The 18,449-nt window shown below is 58.6% G+C and carries 17 protein-coding genes and 1 pseudogene; 7 read left to right on the forward strand and 11 right to left on the reverse strand.

Annotation, left to right across the window (positions count from 1 at the left end):
• Positions 1–244 precede the first annotated feature (244 nt).
• Both V0Z78_RS17185 and V0Z78_RS17190 read right to left on the reverse strand, forming a co-directional pair.
• Positions 245–829, reverse strand: a complete 585-nt coding sequence (locus tag V0Z78_RS17185; RefSeq protein ID WP_336345912.1) for a SprT family zinc-dependent metalloprotease — start codon at positions 827–829, stop codon at positions 245–247.
• Between the two features lie 178 nt (positions 830–1,007).
• Positions 1,008–1,358: an SWIM zinc finger family protein gene (locus tag V0Z78_RS17190; protein WP_336345913.1), complete on the reverse strand. Its 351-nt coding sequence runs from the start codon at positions 1,356–1,358 to the stop codon at positions 1,008–1,010.
• Between the two features lie 176 nt (positions 1,359–1,534).
• Between V0Z78_RS17190 and V0Z78_RS17195 the strand changes: the two genes are divergently transcribed.
• Both V0Z78_RS17195 and V0Z78_RS17200 read left to right on the forward strand, forming a co-directional pair.
• Positions 1,535–1,930: a hypothetical protein gene (locus V0Z78_RS17195; RefSeq protein ID WP_336345914.1), complete on the forward strand. Its 396-nt coding sequence runs from the start codon at positions 1,535–1,537 to the stop codon at positions 1,928–1,930.
• Complete coding sequence (locus V0Z78_RS17200; RefSeq protein ID WP_336345915.1) at positions 1,927–2,322, forward strand: PIN domain-containing protein; 396 nt, start codon at positions 1,927–1,929, stop codon at positions 2,320–2,322. The genes V0Z78_RS17195 and V0Z78_RS17200 overlap by 4 nt, the downstream gene beginning before the upstream one ends.
• 286 nt (positions 2,323–2,608) lie before the next feature.
• On the opposite strand, the pseudogene V0Z78_RS17205 reads toward V0Z78_RS17200, so the two are convergent.
• The 3 genes and pseudogenes from V0Z78_RS17205 to dgoD all read right to left on the reverse strand — a co-directional run.
• A pseudogene (locus V0Z78_RS17205) lies at positions 2,609–2,860 on the reverse strand (FGGY family carbohydrate kinase); the annotation flags it as partial.
• Between the two features lie 111 nt (positions 2,861–2,971).
• Positions 2,972–4,003 (reverse strand): NAD(P)-dependent alcohol dehydrogenase, encoded by a 1,032-nt coding sequence (locus V0Z78_RS17210; RefSeq protein WP_336345916.1) that lies wholly within the window; start codon positions 4,001–4,003, stop codon positions 2,972–2,974.
• Positions 4,004–4,086: 83 nt separating this feature from the next.
• Entirely contained in the window at positions 4,087–5,238 is a 1,152-nt protein-coding gene (gene dgoD / locus V0Z78_RS17215; RefSeq protein WP_336345917.1) for a galactonate dehydratase, read from the reverse strand.
• Between the two features lie 103 nt (positions 5,239–5,341).
• Between dgoD and V0Z78_RS17220 the strand changes: the two genes are divergently transcribed.
• Entirely contained in the window at positions 5,342–6,115 is a 774-nt protein-coding gene (locus tag V0Z78_RS17220; RefSeq protein WP_336346134.1) for an SDR family NAD(P)-dependent oxidoreductase, read from the forward strand.
• Between the two features lie 5 nt (positions 6,116–6,120).
• On the opposite strand, the gene V0Z78_RS17225 is transcribed toward V0Z78_RS17220, so the two are convergent.
• The 6 genes from V0Z78_RS17225 to V0Z78_RS17250 all read right to left on the reverse strand — a co-directional run bounded on the left by V0Z78_RS17225 (position 6,121) and on the right by V0Z78_RS17250 (position 12,813).
• Positions 6,121–7,581 carry a rhamnulokinase gene (locus tag V0Z78_RS17225; protein ID WP_336345918.1) on the reverse strand — a complete coding sequence of 487 codons (1,461 nt, stop codon included), beginning with the start codon at positions 7,579–7,581 and terminating at the stop codon, positions 6,121–6,123.
• A gap of 17 nt (positions 7,582–7,598) precedes the next feature.
• Complete coding sequence (locus tag V0Z78_RS17230; protein WP_336345919.1) at positions 7,599–8,252, reverse strand: class II aldolase/adducin family protein; 654 nt, start codon at positions 8,250–8,252, stop codon at positions 7,599–7,601.
• A 67-nt stretch (positions 8,253–8,319) separates the two neighbouring features.
• Entirely contained in the window at positions 8,320–9,492 is a 1,173-nt protein-coding gene (locus V0Z78_RS17235) for an ABC transporter ATP-binding protein (RefSeq protein WP_336345920.1), read from the reverse strand.
• Positions 9,493–9,574: 82 nt separating this feature from the next.
• The gene (locus V0Z78_RS17240; RefSeq protein WP_336345921.1) at positions 9,575–10,453 is read right to left on the reverse strand and encodes a carbohydrate ABC transporter permease; all 879 of its coding nucleotides are present in this window, start codon (positions 10,451–10,453) and stop codon (positions 9,575–9,577) included.
• Positions 10,453–11,385 (reverse strand): carbohydrate ABC transporter permease, encoded by a 933-nt coding sequence (locus V0Z78_RS17245; protein ID WP_336345922.1) that lies wholly within the window; start codon positions 11,383–11,385, stop codon positions 10,453–10,455. Before V0Z78_RS17245 ends, V0Z78_RS17240 begins: the two co-directional genes overlap by 1 nt.
• A gap of 33 nt (positions 11,386–11,418) precedes the next feature.
• Positions 11,419–12,813 carry an extracellular solute-binding protein gene (locus V0Z78_RS17250; protein WP_336345923.1) on the reverse strand — a complete coding sequence of 465 codons (1,395 nt, stop codon included), beginning with the start codon at positions 12,811–12,813 and terminating at the stop codon, positions 11,419–11,421.
• Between the two features lie 372 nt (positions 12,814–13,185).
• Between V0Z78_RS17250 and V0Z78_RS17255 the strand changes: the two genes are divergently transcribed.
• The 4 genes from V0Z78_RS17255 (at position 13,186) to V0Z78_RS17270 (ending at position 18,387) form a co-directional block, all read left to right on the forward strand.
• Positions 13,186–14,220 carry an alcohol dehydrogenase catalytic domain-containing protein gene (locus V0Z78_RS17255; RefSeq protein ID WP_336345924.1) on the forward strand — a complete coding sequence of 345 codons (1,035 nt, stop codon included), beginning with the start codon at positions 13,186–13,188 and terminating at the stop codon, positions 14,218–14,220.
• A gap of 415 nt (positions 14,221–14,635) precedes the next feature.
• Complete coding sequence (locus V0Z78_RS17260) at positions 14,636–15,403, forward strand: IclR family transcriptional regulator (protein WP_336345925.1); 768 nt, start codon at positions 14,636–14,638, stop codon at positions 15,401–15,403.
• Between the two features lie 298 nt (positions 15,404–15,701).
• Positions 15,702–16,328, forward strand: coding sequence for a rod-determining factor RdfA (gene rdfA / locus V0Z78_RS17265; RefSeq protein ID WP_336345926.1), 627 nt, complete (start codon positions 15,702–15,704; stop codon positions 16,326–16,328).
• Between the two features lie 106 nt (positions 16,329–16,434).
• A complete protein-coding gene (locus V0Z78_RS17270) occupies positions 16,435–18,387 on the forward strand; it encodes an archaea-specific SMC-related protein (RefSeq protein ID WP_336345927.1) in 1,953 nt (650 codons plus the stop codon).
• The last annotated feature ends 62 nt before the right edge of the window (positions 18,388–18,449 follow it).

Consider the following 18,449-nt stretch of genomic DNA (forward strand, 5'->3'; position numbering starts at 1 on the left):
AGATAGTAGAGGAAGCAGAATCCTTCTCGTTGCTGGTTCATCTGTATTTACCAGTCCACGGTGTCTCCGTCTGCACTTGTCGCCGTGCTGGATTTTCGCTCTGTATTCAGCATAGCATTTCGATCGATTTTCAGATATCTTAACGAAGCTACCGGACTCTAATCAGCATTTCCTGTTTCACTGTGCCTTGTGCAATATCCTTTTTGGAGGCTATCTGTTGCACAAGGCTCACTAGAAATCGTCACTAGGGAGTCTCAATCGAAATATCGCCACCACATCGGCCACATGAATACTGCTCCGGCTGCTTCACGACTTTCGAACGCTGATAGCGGGGATTACGACTCTCACACTCCCTACACACGACCCAGTATTTGGGCTCAGTGTACTGCTCACAGTGGCGATCCGTCTCTAGTGGTTCAACCCACTGACGAAAGGTTGGCCCATGATCAGCCTCGCCATGCTCGTGATACTGCCAGGCGTGGATTAACTCGTGGCGAACGATTCGGACAAACTGCTCCCAGCCGTACGCCTCGTAGGCATCCCACGAGAGGCGAATCGTAATCTCAGTACTCTGGCGGTCGTAAATCGCCACTCCTGCTGAGCGCTGCATCCGCGTCGAGGTCTCCCACGCGATCGAGTCAACAGGCAATGCCGGAAAGTGCTCAGCCGCCACACTGGCTGCGTGCGCCTCGGCACGCTCACAGAGTGCCTGCTTCGTCTGGGGGGAATCATCGTCGTCATCTCCGCTAGTCTCATCGCTGTCAGTCGTTGCTGATTCGTCTGCAGTCACCGTGGTCCATACGTCGTCAGTCAATGCTGTCTGTGCCATTGTTCGAACTGTATCAAGAGTATTGCTCTCCGATCGAGGCGAGAGCTGGACCGCTTCAGTTGTCTACGTCGGCGTCAGGGTTCAGATTCGGCGTTCGGAACCGCTCCTGGTAGCAGGGCCAGTATGGGAGATCCTCAAACGTCGGCGGGCAGTTGCAGTCCACTGGGCGACTCTCCGCTTACTGCTCGCACGCTGCTGAGCGCTCAATTATCGTCCCACCGTCGGGAGCGACGTCTGGCTCCTGGTCGCCCTCATACTCGGTTGCGGCCTCAAGGACAGTCTCGCGAATCACGATAGCAACGCGGTGCTTGCACGCACCCTTGTGATACGTATCCGACGGACATTCAAACGCAACGGGGATCCCGCTCTCAACGTTCACGCCATAACTGTGCTCGTCGGCGTTCTCGTGACTCTCGTTGCGAACTATGACGAGTCCGGGTGCTTCAAGTTCGAAGTCGACGGCTTCGTACTGAGCGCGTTGAGCGGTCGATGCATCGAACTCAAGTACGTCGATTGCGTTCGTGTACAAGGTCTGTGTAGCCTGAAACAGACCGGCTCGCGTGTTCCAGCACGCGGGCATTCCTACGAATGGAACGCCCTAAGGAGTGGGTCTGTCTCTACCATTTCCGACGTGTTACATGGTATTAAGTGTTTCCATGATCCATGTGGGAAACCGTTATACCTCTACCACCTCTACAAACAGCTATGTCAAACAACAATCGCGACGGCGGCGGGAGGTTTGCGACATCAGTCGACGACACGGATATTCTCAAGGCGATCGATCAGGCACCCGGCCCGGTCGCGACGGCAGCTGAACTCGCCGAGATCTTGCCGATCGGACGGCGAGCGATTCGTGAACGGTTACTCGACCTTGAGGAACGCGACAAGGTCGCTCGGAAGACTGTTGGCGCACGATCGGTCGTCTGGTGGCTCTCAAGAGACGATACCAGCGATGATACGACTGATTTCCGTTCCGGTTTCGGAGCACTCGCTGGCAGTGACTTCGCTGAACAGGTTGAGGCGGTAGGCGACGATCTGAATCGGGATTTTCGCGAAAGCGAGCGCGAGCTGTTCGCTGATACCGATGACGCCGACGCATGAAGGTTCTTGAAACTAGTTTTCTCGTCGATTACCTCAACGAGCAGTCGTACACGCTCGACTATCTGAACGCGAACGCTGAGGCTGAGTACGCTGTCCCCACGATCGCCCTCTACGAACTGTATGCTGGCGCGATTCGCTCGGATGCAACGAGTGAAACGATTACGACGGTCGCTGAGGCGCTTCAGTGGGCTAGTGTAGTAGCATTCAATGACAGTGCTACTCGCGAAGCGGCGAGGATTCGAGCGACGTTACTTGATCAAGGGCAGCCGATTCCTGTGCCCGATATGTTGAATGCAAGTATCGCTCGTGCCGTCAGTGGTGAACTAATCGCTACTGACGAGCACTTTGCGCAAATTCCTGATTTTGATTTTTATAATCCACGTAGTATATAATGTTTAACTGACTATATTCGGTATAATATGCCTATAAAGCTTCATTCATTCAGAGTATTGTCGGAAAGTTCGAATAAACCGAAAAGATCCCCCCTCTTAATATCTTATAGAAGTGGTCATTCTACCACTTTTTATGTTTTAGTATATCATTATACAGTTTACATATAGGATATCGGCCACAGAGAGCTTTCAAGCGGTGCATTCGGATCATTTGCTTAATTCGTATTCCATTGATCAACGGAATAAGATTTTCAACCATGTCAAAAAGCGAGGCGCCGAACGGCTCCTATCCGAGACAACCAATGACTGAATCGCGGACCTCCAGAGGACGCTCCACGAAGGTGTCGAGCGCGCGATTATCGGTAGATTTGATGCCACAGATCGGTTCCCCGGTGGTATCGAGGCCGTAGGGTCCGTGTCCGTGACCGGCGATACTGACGCCCGTGATGGTGTCCTTCGACACGGCGTCGTGCTCGGTGACCGCGCCAATCGTCTCACAGACGGCGTCCCATAGTTGATCGGGGCTCTGCTCGTCATGACCATGAGCCGCCTTGACCGTCCTACCACGTCGTTGCTATACGAGGAATTCGACTCGACTTCATCTACACGTCGTGCAATCAGGGATCATGATCGGCGTTGATCTATTGTATCACTCTTCGATAGAGATCATCCCTTTAATGACAGTGGACTCGGTCGCTTGTTGAAAGGCGTCGTCGATCGAACCGAGAGACGATCGGAAGTCGACAATCCCTTCGACGTCGACGGTACCGTCGGTCAAGAGATCGATCGCAGCGTCGTAGGTGTTCTTGTAGCGGAACGAACCGTGCACGTCGATCTCGTTGTCGATGAGCTTTAGCACGTCAATAGGGACGGTCGCCTCGCTGGCGAGTCCGACGAGAACTACCGTTCCACCACGACGAACCACGTTTAGGGTCGACCGGATGGACGGTTCGGCTCCGGAGGCCTCGATCACTACGTCGGCTCCCACGCCGTCCGTAAATTCGTCGATGGCTGCTTCGAGATCGGTTTCAGAAACGTTCACCGCCAGATCGACGCCGCGTTCACGAGCGAACTCGAGTTTCTCCGGAACGACGTCGGTTACGATCACATCGGTCGCCCCCGCCGCACGAGCGGCCTCGATGATCATCAGCCCGATCGGACCCGCGCCGGTGACGAGGACGGTATCGCCGATGCCGACGTCGCCACGTCGGCAGGCATGGATCCCTACGGACAGCGGTTCACACAGTGCCCCCTCTGTCATCGAGACCGAGTCAGGAAGTTCGTACGCATAATCGGCCGGCCAGGTGACATACTCGGCGAAGGCGCCGTCATGTGGTGGCGTCGCCATGAACACCACGTCTTCACAGAGGTGGTAGTCACCGCGCTTGCAGTGTGTACAGCGCCGACACGGGACGCCCGGTTCCAGTGCGACTCGGTCGCCAGGCTCGATTCCGACGACGTTCTCGCCGACCTCGGCAACTTCGCCGGCGCTTTCGTGACCGAGAACGAGGGGGTCCTCGACGACGTAGTCGCCGATACGACCGTGTTCGTAGTAGTGAACGTCCGAACCACAGATGCCGACGTCGCGAATCGCTACGAGTACGTCGTCCGATCCAGGCGTGGGACGGTTGCGATCATGCAGCTCGAACTCGGTCGGTTCGACTAACACGGCGGTTCGCATACCCACGAATACGGCGATCAGCTATTAAAACGTGGGGGATGGCTGACCGCGAAGCACCATCTCGACCATTTTGGAGCGGTAGGTCACCACTCGGCGACGCTGCCGTCCTCGTGGTGCCAGACTGGATTGTGCCAGTTGACCTGAGTCTGAGCCCGCTCACGAACGTGGTCCTCGTCGATCTCGATGCCGAGCCCGGGGCCGGTGGGCCGCTCGACGTAGCCGTCGTGGAACGTGAACGTCTCGGGATCCTCGAGCAGCGCCAGCTGCTGGCTTGAGCCGGGGTCGTCCAGGCGGAGGTCTTGTTCCTGCATGACGACGTTCTGTGAACAGAACCCAACCTGTAGGCTGGCCGCGAAGGCGATCGGCCCAAGCGGACAGTGTGGAACGACGGCTACGTCGAAGGACTCGGCCATGGAAGCGATCTTACGGAGCTCGCTGATGCCGCCAACGTGGGTGACGTCGGGCTGGATGACGGAAACGGCATCGTCGACGAACAGCCGCTTGAACTCGTACCGGGAGTAGAAGCGCTCGCCGGTAGCGATGGGGACGGTCGTTTGGTCGCTAATAGCCTCGAATCCGTCGGCGTGCTCGGGAAGCAGCGGTTGGTCGACGAACATCAGACCGTACGGTTCGAGTCGCCGGACGAGTTCGACGGCCATCGGCTTCGAGACGCGACCGTGGAAGTCGATGCCGAGAAACGCCTCGTCGCCAATGGCGTCCCGGGCCGCGGCCACCTGTTCAATGACGCGATCGACGGCACCGGTCGTCTCCAGCGCCCGAAATTCCCGGGCGAAGTTGAGCTTGAAGGCCCGGTATCCCCGCTCGTAGTCCTGGGTAGCGGACGCAGCAACGTCGTCCGTCTCCCCACCGGCGAGCCACTGATAGACGAGCATCCGGTCGCGAACGTGACCGCCCAGCAGTTCATGGATCGGCGCGTCATATCGTCGCCCCTTGATGTCCCAGAGAGCATGGTCGATCCCCGCCAGTGCGCTCATCAGTATCGGGCCGCCACGGAAGTAGCCGCTCTGGTAGAGCTTCCGCCAGTGGTACTCCGTCCGAAGCGGGTCAGCCCCCAGGAGGTACCCCTCGATTAGCTCGGTGACCGCTGTCCGAACCGTCTCAAGTCGTCCCTGGACGATTGGTTCTCCCCAACCGACGATCCCCTCGTCGGTCTCCAACTTAAGCAGTAACCACCGCGGGGGAACGGCGAACAGTTCGTAGTCGGTAATTTGCATGGCCGTGTTAACTGGTGGCGCGCACTTGAATAGACGGGTCCCAGCGGTCGTGGGAGGAAGCCACATACATTTAACTTCGGGGGCTTCCCTGGTAGGGACGTACATGAGCGTACTGGAGAGTTTCTCCCTCGAGGGAGAGACGGCCGTCGTTACCGGTGCAGCACAGGGACTCGGCAAGGAGATGGCGATTGGCCTCACGGAGATGGGAGCCGACGTAGCCATTGCCGACGTGAACGCATCGAAAGCATCGAAGACGGCGGAAGACATCGACGGCGAAACGAACGTGATCGCCGTCGAAGTGGACGTGACCGACGAGACATCGGTTGAGGCAATGATCGAGGAAGTAACGGACCGGCTAGGACCCGTCGACGTGCTCGTCAACAACGCGGGTATCGTTGAGAACTCACCGGCCGAGGAGACGTCAATCGAGTCCTGGCGGCGCGTCGTCGCGGTCAATCTTGACGGGGTCTTCCTCTGTGCCAAACACGTCGGACAGCAGATGCTCGAACGAGGAGAGGGTCGTATCGTCAACGTCTCGTCGATGTCCGGGTTCGACGTCAACGTCCCGCAGAAACAGGCCAGTTACAACACGACGAAGGCCGGCGTCTCGATGCTCACGAAGTCGCTGGCCGTCGAGTGGGCCGACCGCGGCATCCGAGTCAACGCCATCGCACCCGGTTACATGCGAACGACGCTCGTCGACGAGGTGCTCGAGGAGAACCCGGAGATGGAGGAGACCTGGCTCGAGAACACGCCAATAGGCCGGCTCGGTCGGCCGGAGGAACTGCGGGAGTTAGTTGTCTACCTCGCCTCGGACGCCTCGTCGTATATGACTGGCTCGACGGTCGTGATGGACGGCGGATACACGTCGCGATAGCGCGATCAGTCCACCGGGAGTTCCCGCATCCGTTCTTTCGCGCGGTCCCAGCCGTCGGAGTCGGCGGGTTCGTAAGTCGTCGGATCGAACGACGCCTCAACCAACTGACGGCCTGCCTCAAGGTCGGAGAGCGTGTCGACCGCGATGGCTTGGGTCAGGAGGTTCCCGACGGCGGTTGCCTCTACCGGGCCGGCCGTCACCGGTCGGCCAGTGGCGTCGGAGAGGAGCCGACAGAACAGGTCGTTACGGGCGCCACCACCACCGAGGGCGATTCGATCCGGCGACTCGCCGATGGCTGCCGCCAACTGATCCAGTACCAGTGCCGTCTTCGTTACCAGACTGTCCAGCAGACAGCGGACAATGTCGCCCCGTCCAGTCGGAACCGGCTGATCCGTGCGGCGACAGTACGCCCGAATCTGGTCGGGCATTGGCCCCTCGATCGAGAAGTCCTCGGCGTCCGGGTCGATGAGCGCCGTCCGCGGCGGCGCTTGCCGGGCTGCCGACAGGAGGTGATCGTAGTCGACCGGCTCGCCGGCTTCGAGCCATGTCGTCCGGCACTCCTCTAGTAGGAAGAACCCATTGACGTTCTTCAGCACTCGAACGGTGCCGTTCGCACCGAGCTCGTTCGACAGCGAGTACTCGAACGCTGCGTCGGTACGGACCGGCTCGTCGCGTTCGACACCCAAGATGAACCACGAGCCGGTGTTGAGAAACGCCGCGTCGTCAGACAACGGGAGTCCGGCGACGGCGGCTGCAGTGTCGTGGCTCGCCGGCGCGAGGAGTTCGGGCGACGCGTCAGGATCCGGCGCGAAACGCTCGTCGACGACCCCCAGCCGTTCGCCGGGTTCGGCCAGCGAGGGCAGTAGGTCAGCCGGCAACGACAGCTCCTCGAGCAGATCCGTCGCCCAATCTCGACTGTCAGGATCGACCATCTGTGTGGTCGAGGCGACCGTCACCTCGCCGGTCGGCCAGCCGCCCAGCAGCAGTGAGAGTAGCTGTGGCATCATGAGCAGCCTCTCGGCCCGCTCTAGAAGTTCGGGTTCCCGTTGAGCGACGGTGTAAAGCTGCCACAGCGTGTTCGGCGTGTTCCAGTTCGTAATGCCGGTGGCCTCGAATAGCCGTCGCTTTCCGATGGTCTCGAACAGCTCTTCGCGGGCGGCCGTCGACTCGGGGTCCCGGTATGAGATCGGATCCCGTAGAGGTTCGCCGTCCGATAGGAGCCCGAAGTCCAGTCCCCAGGTGTCGATCCCGACCGTGTCGAGGCCGTCGGCGTGGTCGGCAGCGGCATCGAGTCCATCTGCGATGTGGTCGACGAGCCCGTCGAGATCCCAGACGTACCGCCCGTTGCGCTCAACGGGACGGTTGTCGAACCGGTGGACCTCCTCGATGGTGAACGACGATGCGGTCATCCTCCCGAGGAACACCGTTCCACCGCTAGCACCGAGGTCGATGGCGACGTGGTTCATCGGTCAGTCACGGGCGCTTACTGCCCATAGCTATCGAGTTTATCGCTCAGTCGGTCGATCTCGCCGTTCGGAAGGATCTCCGGCTCGCCGATGGCTCGGGCTTGGTAGTGAATGCGGGCGCAGTACTCCACCATCAGCGCGACGGTATAGGCGTCGTCCAGCGAATCGTCGGCAGTCAGCACCCCGTGATTGCGAAGCAGTGTCGCGTTGAACGATTCTCCGAGGGCGTCGACGGCCGCCTCGCCTAACTCCTCGGTTGCGTGCGTGCGGTACTCTGCGACCGGTACCTCGGACCCAGTAAACGAGATTAGGTAGTGTGATGCCGGTATCGTTTCGCCGAGCGACGCGAACGTCGTCGCGTACGGTGAGTGGGTGTGAACCACGCCGCCAACGTCGTCGCGCTCGCGGTAGACGGCCAAGTGCATCGGCAGCTCTGTCGACGGGTCGTGATCACCGTCGACGATTGTCCCGTCCATTCGAGCGACTATCACGTCCTCGGGATCGACCTCCTTGTACGGGATTCCCGACGGACTGATCGCGATATGGTCCTCATCGAGGCGGGCGCTCAGATTGCCTCCGGTGCCAGTCGTGAGGTCGTCTTCGAGGAGGCTGCGGCCGTACTCGGCGATGGCTCGTCTCGTCTCGTAGCGTTTGGTTTCTGTTTCGGTCATTGTTGAATCGGAGTCCCGAAGCGGGATCGTCGTGTGGATCGGGGAGACGCTTGTAGGTTACGTTCGATTACTCGGCGTTCGCGCTGGCCGTCTCGAGTCGCTTCTCCATCGCTTCCTTCGCTTCCGTGTCGAGCGTCCGTTGATGGATCGTCTCGCCGCTCGCGGCGTCGAACAGGTGTACGTCGTCGTCGGGGATCTCCACGTAGAGAGACTCCCCCTCTGCGATTGGACGCTGTCCCTCCACCTCCGCGATGAAGGTCTCGTCGTGGTCCTGGGATGCAGCCCGCAGGTAGATGTAGGAGATACTCCCCATCGGTTCGACCACGTCGACGATCGCCTCGAACTCGTGGGCGGACGACGCGTCGTCGTGGAGGACGAGGTCCTCTGGTCGAACCCCGAGGGTGAGGTCGGTCCGGTCGCCGACCGAGGTCTGCATCTCCCCGGTGAGGTCGTAGTCGAAGCCGTCCGTACGGAGCGTCCCACCCTCCGTGCGTCCCTCGAAGAAATTCATCGAGGGAGAACCGAGGAAGCCGGCGACGAACTGGTTGGTCGGCCGGTAGAAACACTCGAGCGGTGTCCCGACCTGCTGAAGTTCGCCGTGGTTGAGGACGACCAGGCGGTCGCCCATCGTCATCGCCTCGGTCTGGTCGTGGGTGACGTACAGCGTCGTCACGCCGAGGTCGTTCTGAAGGCGATTGATCTCGGTACGCATCTGCGTCCGAAGCTTCGCGTCGAGGTTGCTGAGCGGCTCGTCCATCAGGAACACGTTGGGATCGCGAACGATCGCCCGGCCGAGTGCCACCCGCTGTTGCTGGCCGCCCGAGAGTTCGCCGGGTTTGTTGTCCAGCAAGTTCCCGATGCCCATCATTTCGGCGGTAGACGTGACGGTCTCTTTGATAGCGTCGCCGGACATGTCTGTCGACATCTTCAACCCGAACGACATGTTCTCCTCGACGGTCATATTCGGGTACAGGGCGTAGTTCTGGAACACCATAGCGATGTTTCGTGCACGGGGCCCGAGTTGATTGACGATAGCGTCACCGATCTCGATGTCGCCTTCACTCTGTGTTTCGAGCCCGGCGACGATGCGCATGAGCGTCGACTTTCCGCTCCCGGATGGACCAACGAAGACGACGAACTCGCCGTCTCTGATGTCCAAGGAAACGTCGTCAACCGCGATGATCGATCCATTCCCCTCTCCGAACTGCTTCGTTACGTCGTCTATCGTAATGCTGGCCATTATCTATCGTTCATTGCGCGGCTGTTTCTCGCCGCCGCAGGAGCGCGGTTTGCGAGCAGTGCATGACGTCGTGAAGTTGCGCTCATTCCTTGATCACCACACCGAAACTCAAGCCTGCCGCGAGGTACTTGTTGACCGCGATGAGGAAGACGACGACCGGGACGATCATCGCCGTCGAGGCGGCTGCGAGCATCGACCATTCGATGGAGCGTGAGCCGATGAACGAGTACACGAACAGCGTCACCGGCACCGCTTCGAAGCTCGTCAACACGAGTCCGAAGAGAAGCTCTATCCACGCGAAGATGAAACTGATGATGGCGACCGAGAAGATTCCGGGCTTGGCTGCCGGAAGAACGACTTTCAAGAATCCCTGAAACTGGGTCGCGCCGTCGACGCGTGCCGCTTCCTCCAACGTCTCGGGGATGCCGTCGAAGAACGCCTTCATCACCCATACGACCAGCGAGAGATTAATGCTGACGTACATAATGACCATCCCGATCCGGGTGTCGAACAGGTTGAGTTCCCGGAAGATGACGAAGAACGGGATGACGACGGCGATAGGCGGAAGCATCCGCGAGGAGAGAATCCACACGAGAACGTCCCGCTGCATGGGTACGTCGTACCGTGAAAGGACGTACGCGGCGGGGACACCGATGAGCAAGACGAGTATCACCGAGGCCGTCACCATGATAATACTATTGGCGAAGGCCATCAGGAACTCCTCGCGCTGCAGGAGCTGGATGTAGTTGTATACCGTCGGCAGGAATATCCAATCGGGCGGAAGCGAATTGGCCAGTCCCGGCGGCTTCAGCGACATGGACACGAGCCAGTAGAGGGGAAATAACACGACGAACGACCACGTCAATAAGAGGGAGTGACGAACGACTCGGACGACAGTCTTGCGCGTCCCTTCGTCGAGCCGTTGGGACTTAGTCGCGGGTTCGATGTCTTCGGTCGCCATCAGTCCAACACCCCCTTGAAGCCGACTTTCGCAATGAGGACGTTACACAATACGATCACGAAGACGAGGTAGACGATCGCGATCGCAGCAGCCACGCCAGCCTGGTTGTTGATGAACATCTGCTCGTAGACGTTGATGCTCACCAGTTGGGTTGCCGTTCCCGGACCACCCCGGGTCAGGCCGTAGACTACGCCGAACGTCCGAAACAGGTCGATCATTCGGATGAGGGCGGCGACGAACACGACCGGCTTCATGTATGGGATGATGACGTGGACGTACCGCCGCCACAGCGGTGCACCGTCGACCCGCGAGGCCTCAATGAGGGTTCCTGGAACCGACGAGAGACCGGCGTAGAAGATGATAAACATGAACGGCGTCCAGTTCCACGTATCGAGGAGGATCACAGTCAGAAGCGGAACGTCAGAGAGAAACGCCGGGGCCGTAAAGGGAGTCGCGGCGTTTATTAAATAGGGGATGACTCCGATCTCAGTGTTCAGCATGATCCGGCCGATCGTCGCGAGCGAGACGGGTGCGACGGCCATTGGGATGATGAACAGTACCCGATAGAACGACTTCGCTCGCGAGGATTCGACGCCGGTGACGAGTGCGGCGAGGAAGAACCCGAGGACACTCTCAAGGAGCAACGCGCTGACGACGACAGTGATCGTGATGATGAACGAGTGAACCGCACCCCCGCGGGTGAACGCCGTCTCGTAGTTTCTCAGACCGACGAACTCCGCATCTAGTACGTTCAAGGTGGGCTCTGCCACCAGACTGAGATAGAGGTCGTACGCACCGGGGAAGAAGGTGATCATCACCATCACCAGCACCATTGGTGCCATGAACCAGTACGGGAGATACTCGTTCCACACACCACTGAGTCTGGTGAAGGTCGACTCGCTTGTCGTTTCCGTCTGCGTTGGTGTACTCATAGGTCGATTGTGGCTCGGATCCGAGGCATCATGTCAGTCGCTGTAGATCTCTTCAGCGAGCTCTGCCGCCTGAGTCATTGCGGCCTCAGCGGACTTCTGTCCGGCGATGGCCCGCTGCAGCTCTTCGGAGTAGCTCTGGCCCCATTCGGGGTACTGCTCGTCGAAGGGGTCCGGTTGCGCCTGTTGCAGCGACTCAAGCGAGACCTGTGCGAACTCTTCGCCGACACGCGAGCGGAACTCGTCGTTCTCCCACACCGACTGGCGCACCGAGAACGCTGCACCGTTCTCCAAGTGCATCCACGTGTTCGTTGGCTGTGAGGAAGCCCATAGCATGAACAGGAACGCCTGTTCGGAATTATCGGCGTTCTTCGACGTCGAGATCTGCCAGTTGTAAGCGTTCGGCCCGAACTCGCCGTCAGCGGGTCGTGGCGCCTTAGCGATTCCGATAGAGTCGGCGACTTGCGAGTCCTCACCCGTCAGGTCGGGCCAGAATAGGTTGGCGTCGGCGACGATGTGGCCCGCGCGACCCTCCTGCATCGTCGAGAGCACGTCAGACCAAGTCTGGCTGGACGCTCCCTCGGGCCCGTAGTCCTGGAGCAGTCCGCTGTACCACTGGGCCGCATTGATGGCGCCTTCCGTATCGAGTCCGGAGTCGCTCGGGAACTCAGTCCAGAGCTCAGCGCCGAACTCGCGGATGAACGTGTTCAAGATATAGATGTTCATCCCGTACCCCTTCTGGCCACGACCGGCCGTGCCGACCACGTCGGACCCATTCTCATGGATGGTTTGTGCGTTCTGGCGGAATTCCTCAAGCGTCTCCGCGACCTCGAGACCGTGTTCCTCGTAGAGGTCCGTTCGGTAGAACTGGGTTTGGACTTCGGTGGTAATCGGAATGCCAGTCCACTCATCAGTGTATCCACCCCCATGAGCCTGCCAGCGGGATGCCTCGAAGAGATCATCCGGCTGCCACCAATTCTCGTCGTAGAGGCTGCTGTCGTCGAAATACTGGTCCAGTGTCTGCAGCCACCCCTCGTTTCGGAACTGGTTGACGACCTGGTCGAGGAAGAAGACGTCGAACTGCCCGGCACCGGTACTGACGTCCGTCTGACGCTTGGTCCGGAACTGCTGTTCCGGGAGGATGTTCCAGCCGACCTCGATGCCAGTAAGCTCCTCGAACACCGGAACGGCAGGTTCGATGGCGCTAACCCACGGGTGCTGAACCGCACCGATGTTGATTTTCGACCCCTCGAACTGCTTCCACTCGATGTCAGCGTCCTCGTACTCACTGAGTGGGATGGCAAGCTCATCGGACCCGCCACTACTGTCGCCCGATTCACCCTCGCCGCCTCGCGTGCAGCCTGCAAGACCGCCGATTAGGCCGACACCTGTCGCTTTGATGAAGTTCCGCCTATTCCGTTGGATGACCATATCTGTTGCCTCGCTCCTACCGAATTAGCCACCAATAATAAAACTATTCATTAGTCGTTCAGGTTATATGATCCAGTATCGGAAAACGGTCAAAAAAGCACGTCTCGCTGGTTTTTCGGGGCGTTTCGTCCACGTAACGGCTACGAGGCCGTGACAAAACTTTAATAGAGGCTTTGAGAACATCAGTCCAGAGGAAGTAGCACGGGAGCGGAATGCGCCGCCCCCGGTATACTTCCTCGCGTCGATGCCGTCCGCCAGTGACCGACGGTGTCGATCACGACGGAGTCCACGAACCATGAAAGAGAGACACTACACGCGATATCCAAGTCGAACCACGTCCGAAGCCGACCACCAAACGGAGGGCAGCTAACGATGCGCGCGACGACCCTGACTGACGTTGGATCGATCGAGGTACAGGAACGTGACCAACCAATAGCGGACGACGATGAGTTACTGGTCCAGGTCGGCGCTTGCGGCGTCTGTATGACCGATTACCACATGTTCCACGGTTCGTTCGCCGCGGAGACACCCCTGGTCTTGGGCCATGAGAGCGCCGGGACCGTCGCCGAAGTCGGTACGGACGTCACGGAATACGAGCCCGGTGACCGGGTCGCGATCAACCCGACCATCCCGTGTAATGCCTGTACGTACTGCAAGCGCGGCGAGACCCACCTCTGTGAACACAACACGAGCATCGGCGGAGCGGCCGATAGAGTCATTGACGGGGCGTTTGCCGAGTACGTCCGGGTTCCCCAGACGAACGTCGAAGAGATCGGTGCGATGCCGTTCGAGCGGGCCGCATTGGCCGAACCACTGGCTTGCGGTCTTCACGGCGTCAGTCAGGTCGACTGCAAACCGGGAGACAGCGTCGCCATTATCGGGGCAGGCCCGATCGGACTGCTTCTGCTCCAGGCATTTCGCAACGTCGGCGCCGCTCCGATCGTCGTCTCGGAAATCGACGAGAAACGACGGGAACTCGCCGCTGATTTCGGCGCAGACGCCGTCGTCAACCCCGAGGCCGACGACGATCCAGTTGCAGCTATTCAGGCCGCCGCGGGCGGGCCAGTCGACATCGGCGTTGAGGCCATCGGGCTCATTCCGACTATCGAACAGGCCAACGCAGTGACGGGGAAAGGCGGTTCGACGCTGCTCTTCGGCGTCCCGGACCAGGAGGCGAAGATGGAGATCAGCCCCTTCGACGTCTTCTTCGACGAAGTGGGCTATCGCGGCTCGTACTCGCTGACGACCGAGGACTTCGAGCGGGCCGTTACCCTGCTCCAGTACGGACGAATCGAGGCAGACGCGCTCGTGACCGACCGGATCGGCCTCGAAGAGCTGCCGACAGCGTTCGAGCATATGGAGAATGCCGTCGGCCTAAAGCACGTCGTCATCCCCGATATGGAGTGAATCAGTATCCCCGTCGAACATGGACGGCGGACTAGGAGTTTCAGCGCTGCACGCTCAACGCTATGGACGCGTTCAGTGGGATCCGTGACCCCTGTAGATTGATGTACTGTGAATAGATAGGCCGTAGTCTCTTCTTTCTAAGGGAGTCGTTCAACGAGGGTGACGAGCGTTGACAACGCGTTCTGAACCGTGCTCCGGTTCTACGTTATCCCTCCCCCCCGGTGGACGCATTAGTCTGCAGGTTCGATTCGTTCTGCAGAAATGAACGGCGTTTTTTCGTCTTAGAACCGCCTGATATTTGGTGACGTATGAAAGTCCATTGCATACGAATTAATAAACATGAGGGAACGAATATCTAATACGTTCTGCTGTCGTGAACAGCTTTTTGCCCTCGACCATAGTATGAGAATCCAGAATGAGTGAAACACCACCGTACGCGGTCGAGGCAACGGGGACGTCATTGGCGATACTCGAAGCTCTTGTCCAGACGCCGGGACCAATGGGGGTTACGGCTCTCTCCGAACACGTCGGTGTCGCCAAAAGCGTTGTTCACAACCACCTTTCAACGCTTCGCGCGCACGAATACGTGATCAAACACGAGGGACAGTACGAACCGTCACTAGGGCTCCTATCTCTTGGAGAGCGAGTACGTAGCAACCTCCCGATCTACCGAAGCGGGAAAGAAGCGGTCGACAATCTGGCGGCCGCGACCGGTGAGGCCACGACGCTGTTCATGAGAGAAGAAGGCTACGCTGTACCGGTATACATTGCCGAGGGTAACGCGGACTGGACACCGCCCTTCCATGCCGGTGACCGGATCCCCCTTCACGTCAACGCTTCGGGCAAGTGTCTCATGGCGTCCCTTCCCAACGACGAAATGGAGACACTCTTAGAGAAGAACAACCGTACAGCGTTCACCGATGCTACGATCACTAATTCCGCAGAACTCTCAACGGAACTCCGCCGAGTCCGCGATGACGGTGTCGCGTTCTGTAGAGGTGAACACTATGAGGGGATCGTCGGTGTCGCAGCCCCGATTCCATTGACAGATGATCATCGACCCACGGCACTCGAGGTTTCCGGCCCGGTAGATCGACTGAACGGGAGATATCTCGAGGAGGACATCACGGGACAGGTGTTGAGCACGACGAAATCTATTCAGGTCGCACTCACCGAGGACTGACACCTGTTCACGGGGGCTGCTCTCAGCTATTATCTCGAGTCATGAAAGCTTCCGTGTAACGGATAGACAGAAAATTCCTACTCACACCGTACACGATGATCGGACTGGGAGGACACGGTCATCGGCGCAAGCGCTATAAGGTCCAGTGAAGCCTTCTCAAGCAGGCCTCGGACGACGCTCACCCCAATTGCCGGAGAGGAAATTACCATGTCTCATTTGATATATTTCGCCGAATCAGATGGCGTTCGACGGGCTAGTGAATCGGGGAGTACTTGATGGTAGAGATGAATAGACGGCCATGAGCGAACCAGGTTCGTCCTCAGCTGATGAGTCGCCGACCACCAAAGTAGCGCGACTACTCCAGAAGTACGGTTTTGACGGTCTCGGAGATGAAATTGAGCGTCGGTGGACTGGGCAGACCGGAAAGCGTGATAGTCTACGAACTCTCGCAGACCTGTTTAATCAACGAATTCTCCAGCAGGCGATGGAAAACAACGGGATGCAGCCGCTAGAGGGTGAGGTTGAGAACGTCTATGAGCTGCTTACGGGTGACGACGTAACTAGTGGAACGCGAACGGAGACGGAGACACGACTTCGCCAACGAGGGATCGATATCGAGGAATTACGCGGCGACTTCGTCACCTACCAAGCGATTCGAACGTACCTGAAAGGAGTCCGCGGAGTGGAGTACAACCCGGAGGAGACGGATAGCGTCGAAACGGCGAGGGCAAGTTTCGACCGACTCGTAGGCCGAACGACTGCAGTCGTAGAACAGAAACTTCGTAGTCTCGCGTCGACGGGCAAACTCACGCTAGGCGCTCCTCGAGTCCGGACGACCGTTTCGGTCTACTGTGAGGAGTGTGAGACCCAGTACGACGTAACGGCTCTACTCGCTCGCGGCGGTTGTGATTGTGAGGAAGAGTAAGAACGCGCCCACAGTAATAACACTGTTACGTCTGTTATTCCACCTGCTACACATTTCTGAGAACGCAACCAGCACCCTTTTGATGGGCAAACTGATAAACGAAAGCATGAGTTCGGAACAAACCGCTACCGAAGCCAAGTCGGTTCGAGTCGAGGCCCGGAACGTCGGTGGAATCTCCGAGACGGAGGTCGAGTTCAAGCCGGGTGTGACAATCCTCGCGGGTCGGAACGCCACGAATCGGACGTCACTGCTCCGTGCGATCATGCTCGCGCTCGGGAGTGATCAGACCTCGTTGAAGGGTGATGCAGATCACGGCGAGGTGGAACTCTCGATCGGCGGGGAAACGTACAGCCGAACAATGACCAGGCAGGGAGACAGCGTCGTCGTCGACGGGAACCCATATCTTGAGGATGCCGAAGCCGCGGATCTGTTCGCGTTCTTGTTGGAGGACAACAAAGCTCGACGAGCCGTCGCTCGGGGAGACGACCTTCGTGAGATCATCATGCGGCCGATCGACACTGAGGAGATCAAAGCAGAGATCGAACGTCTCAATGCTGAGCGCCGGGAGATCGACGAACGGCTAGAGGAGATTCAAGAGGAGGAACGGCGTCTTCCAGAGCTGGAGGAACGAAAAGCCGAACTGACGAATCGAATCGAAGAGAAAAAGGCAGAACTGGAGACGGCAGAGGACGACCTCGAAACACTCGACGGTACCGTCGAAGAGAGTCGCGAGGACAAAGAGGAACTCGAGTCAAAACTCGATGATCTGCGCGAGACACGAGGTGAACTAGACAGCGTACGAGAACGGATCGAAACCGAAAACAGGAGCATCGAATCCCTAGAAGATGAACGCGAGGACGTCGAATCCGACCTCGACGAGCTCGAAGGTGATGCCGACGTCGGCACGACTAGCATTGATCAGGAGGTCAAACGCCTTCGCGAGCGAAAGCGGACGATCGATTCGATGATGGGCGAACTCCAGAACATTATCCAGTTCAACGAAGAAATGCTGGAGGGGGATCGCAACGATATACGAAGCGCCCTCGATCAGGGCGAGAAACAGGGCGGGGCAGTCACGGACCAGCTCGTCGATTCGACGACCGTTTGCTGGACCTGTGGAAGCGAAGTACAGACGGATCAGATCGAGACGACCCTCGACCAGTTGCGTCAGTTCCGTCGCGAGAAGCTCGAAACGATCCGGGAGATCGAAGACGAACTGGATGAGTTGCGAACCGAGCGACAGGAGCGCGAAGAACGCCAACGTCGCAGAGAGAACCTTGAGAGCCGACTACGGGACATCGATGACGAGATCGAGCAGCGCCGTGACCGAAAGGACGACTTACAGAATGAGCAAGAGGAGCTCGAGCGCCGGCTCGAAGACCTTGAGATAGAAGTAGAAACCCTCCAGAGTGAGGAGTTCGGAGGGATTCTGGAGCAACATCGCGAGGCCAATCAAATCGAGTTCGAGATCAACCGGCTCAATGACGACCTCAAGGACGTTGGTGAGGAGATCGAGACGATCGAGTCCGAACTTGAAGAGCGAGACGATCTGAAGGCACAACGAGAGGAGGTCAAAGCGGCACTCGTCGATGTTCGGACCCGGATCGATCAGATCGAGGAACGCGCCGTCGAGCAGTTCAACACGCACATGGAGACCGTACTGGACCTGCTGGATTACGGAAACCTCGATCGGATATGGATCGAACGCGTCGAGCGCCAGGTCCGTGAGGGGCGGCGAAAGGTGGATCGAACACAGTTCGAGCTGCACATCGTTCGAACCAACGAGAACGGAACCGCATACGAGGATACGATCGATCACCTCAGCGAGAGCGAGCGAGAGGTAACGGGGCTCGTCTTCGCGCTAGCGGGCTATCTCGCGAACGAGGTCTACGAGACGCTACCGCTCATCATTCTCGATTCGTTGGAGGCGGTTGACTCTGATCGCATCTCTGCGCTGGTTGATTACTTCAGCGATTACACCGACTATTCGGTCATCGCGCTGCTGCCCGAGGACGAACAAGCACTCGATCAATCGTATCGACGGATCCGGGAGATCTGAGCTCGCCCAGTCGCTTCCGGAGTCCACGTGTGACCGCTAGAACCCTACACGGGTCATTTCTG

Source organism: Halalkalicoccus sp. CG83, from assembly GCF_037081715.1.
In the GTDB taxonomy this organism is placed as follows: domain Archaea; phylum Halobacteriota; class Halobacteria; order Halobacteriales; family Halalkalicoccaceae; genus Halalkalicoccus; species Halalkalicoccus ordinarius.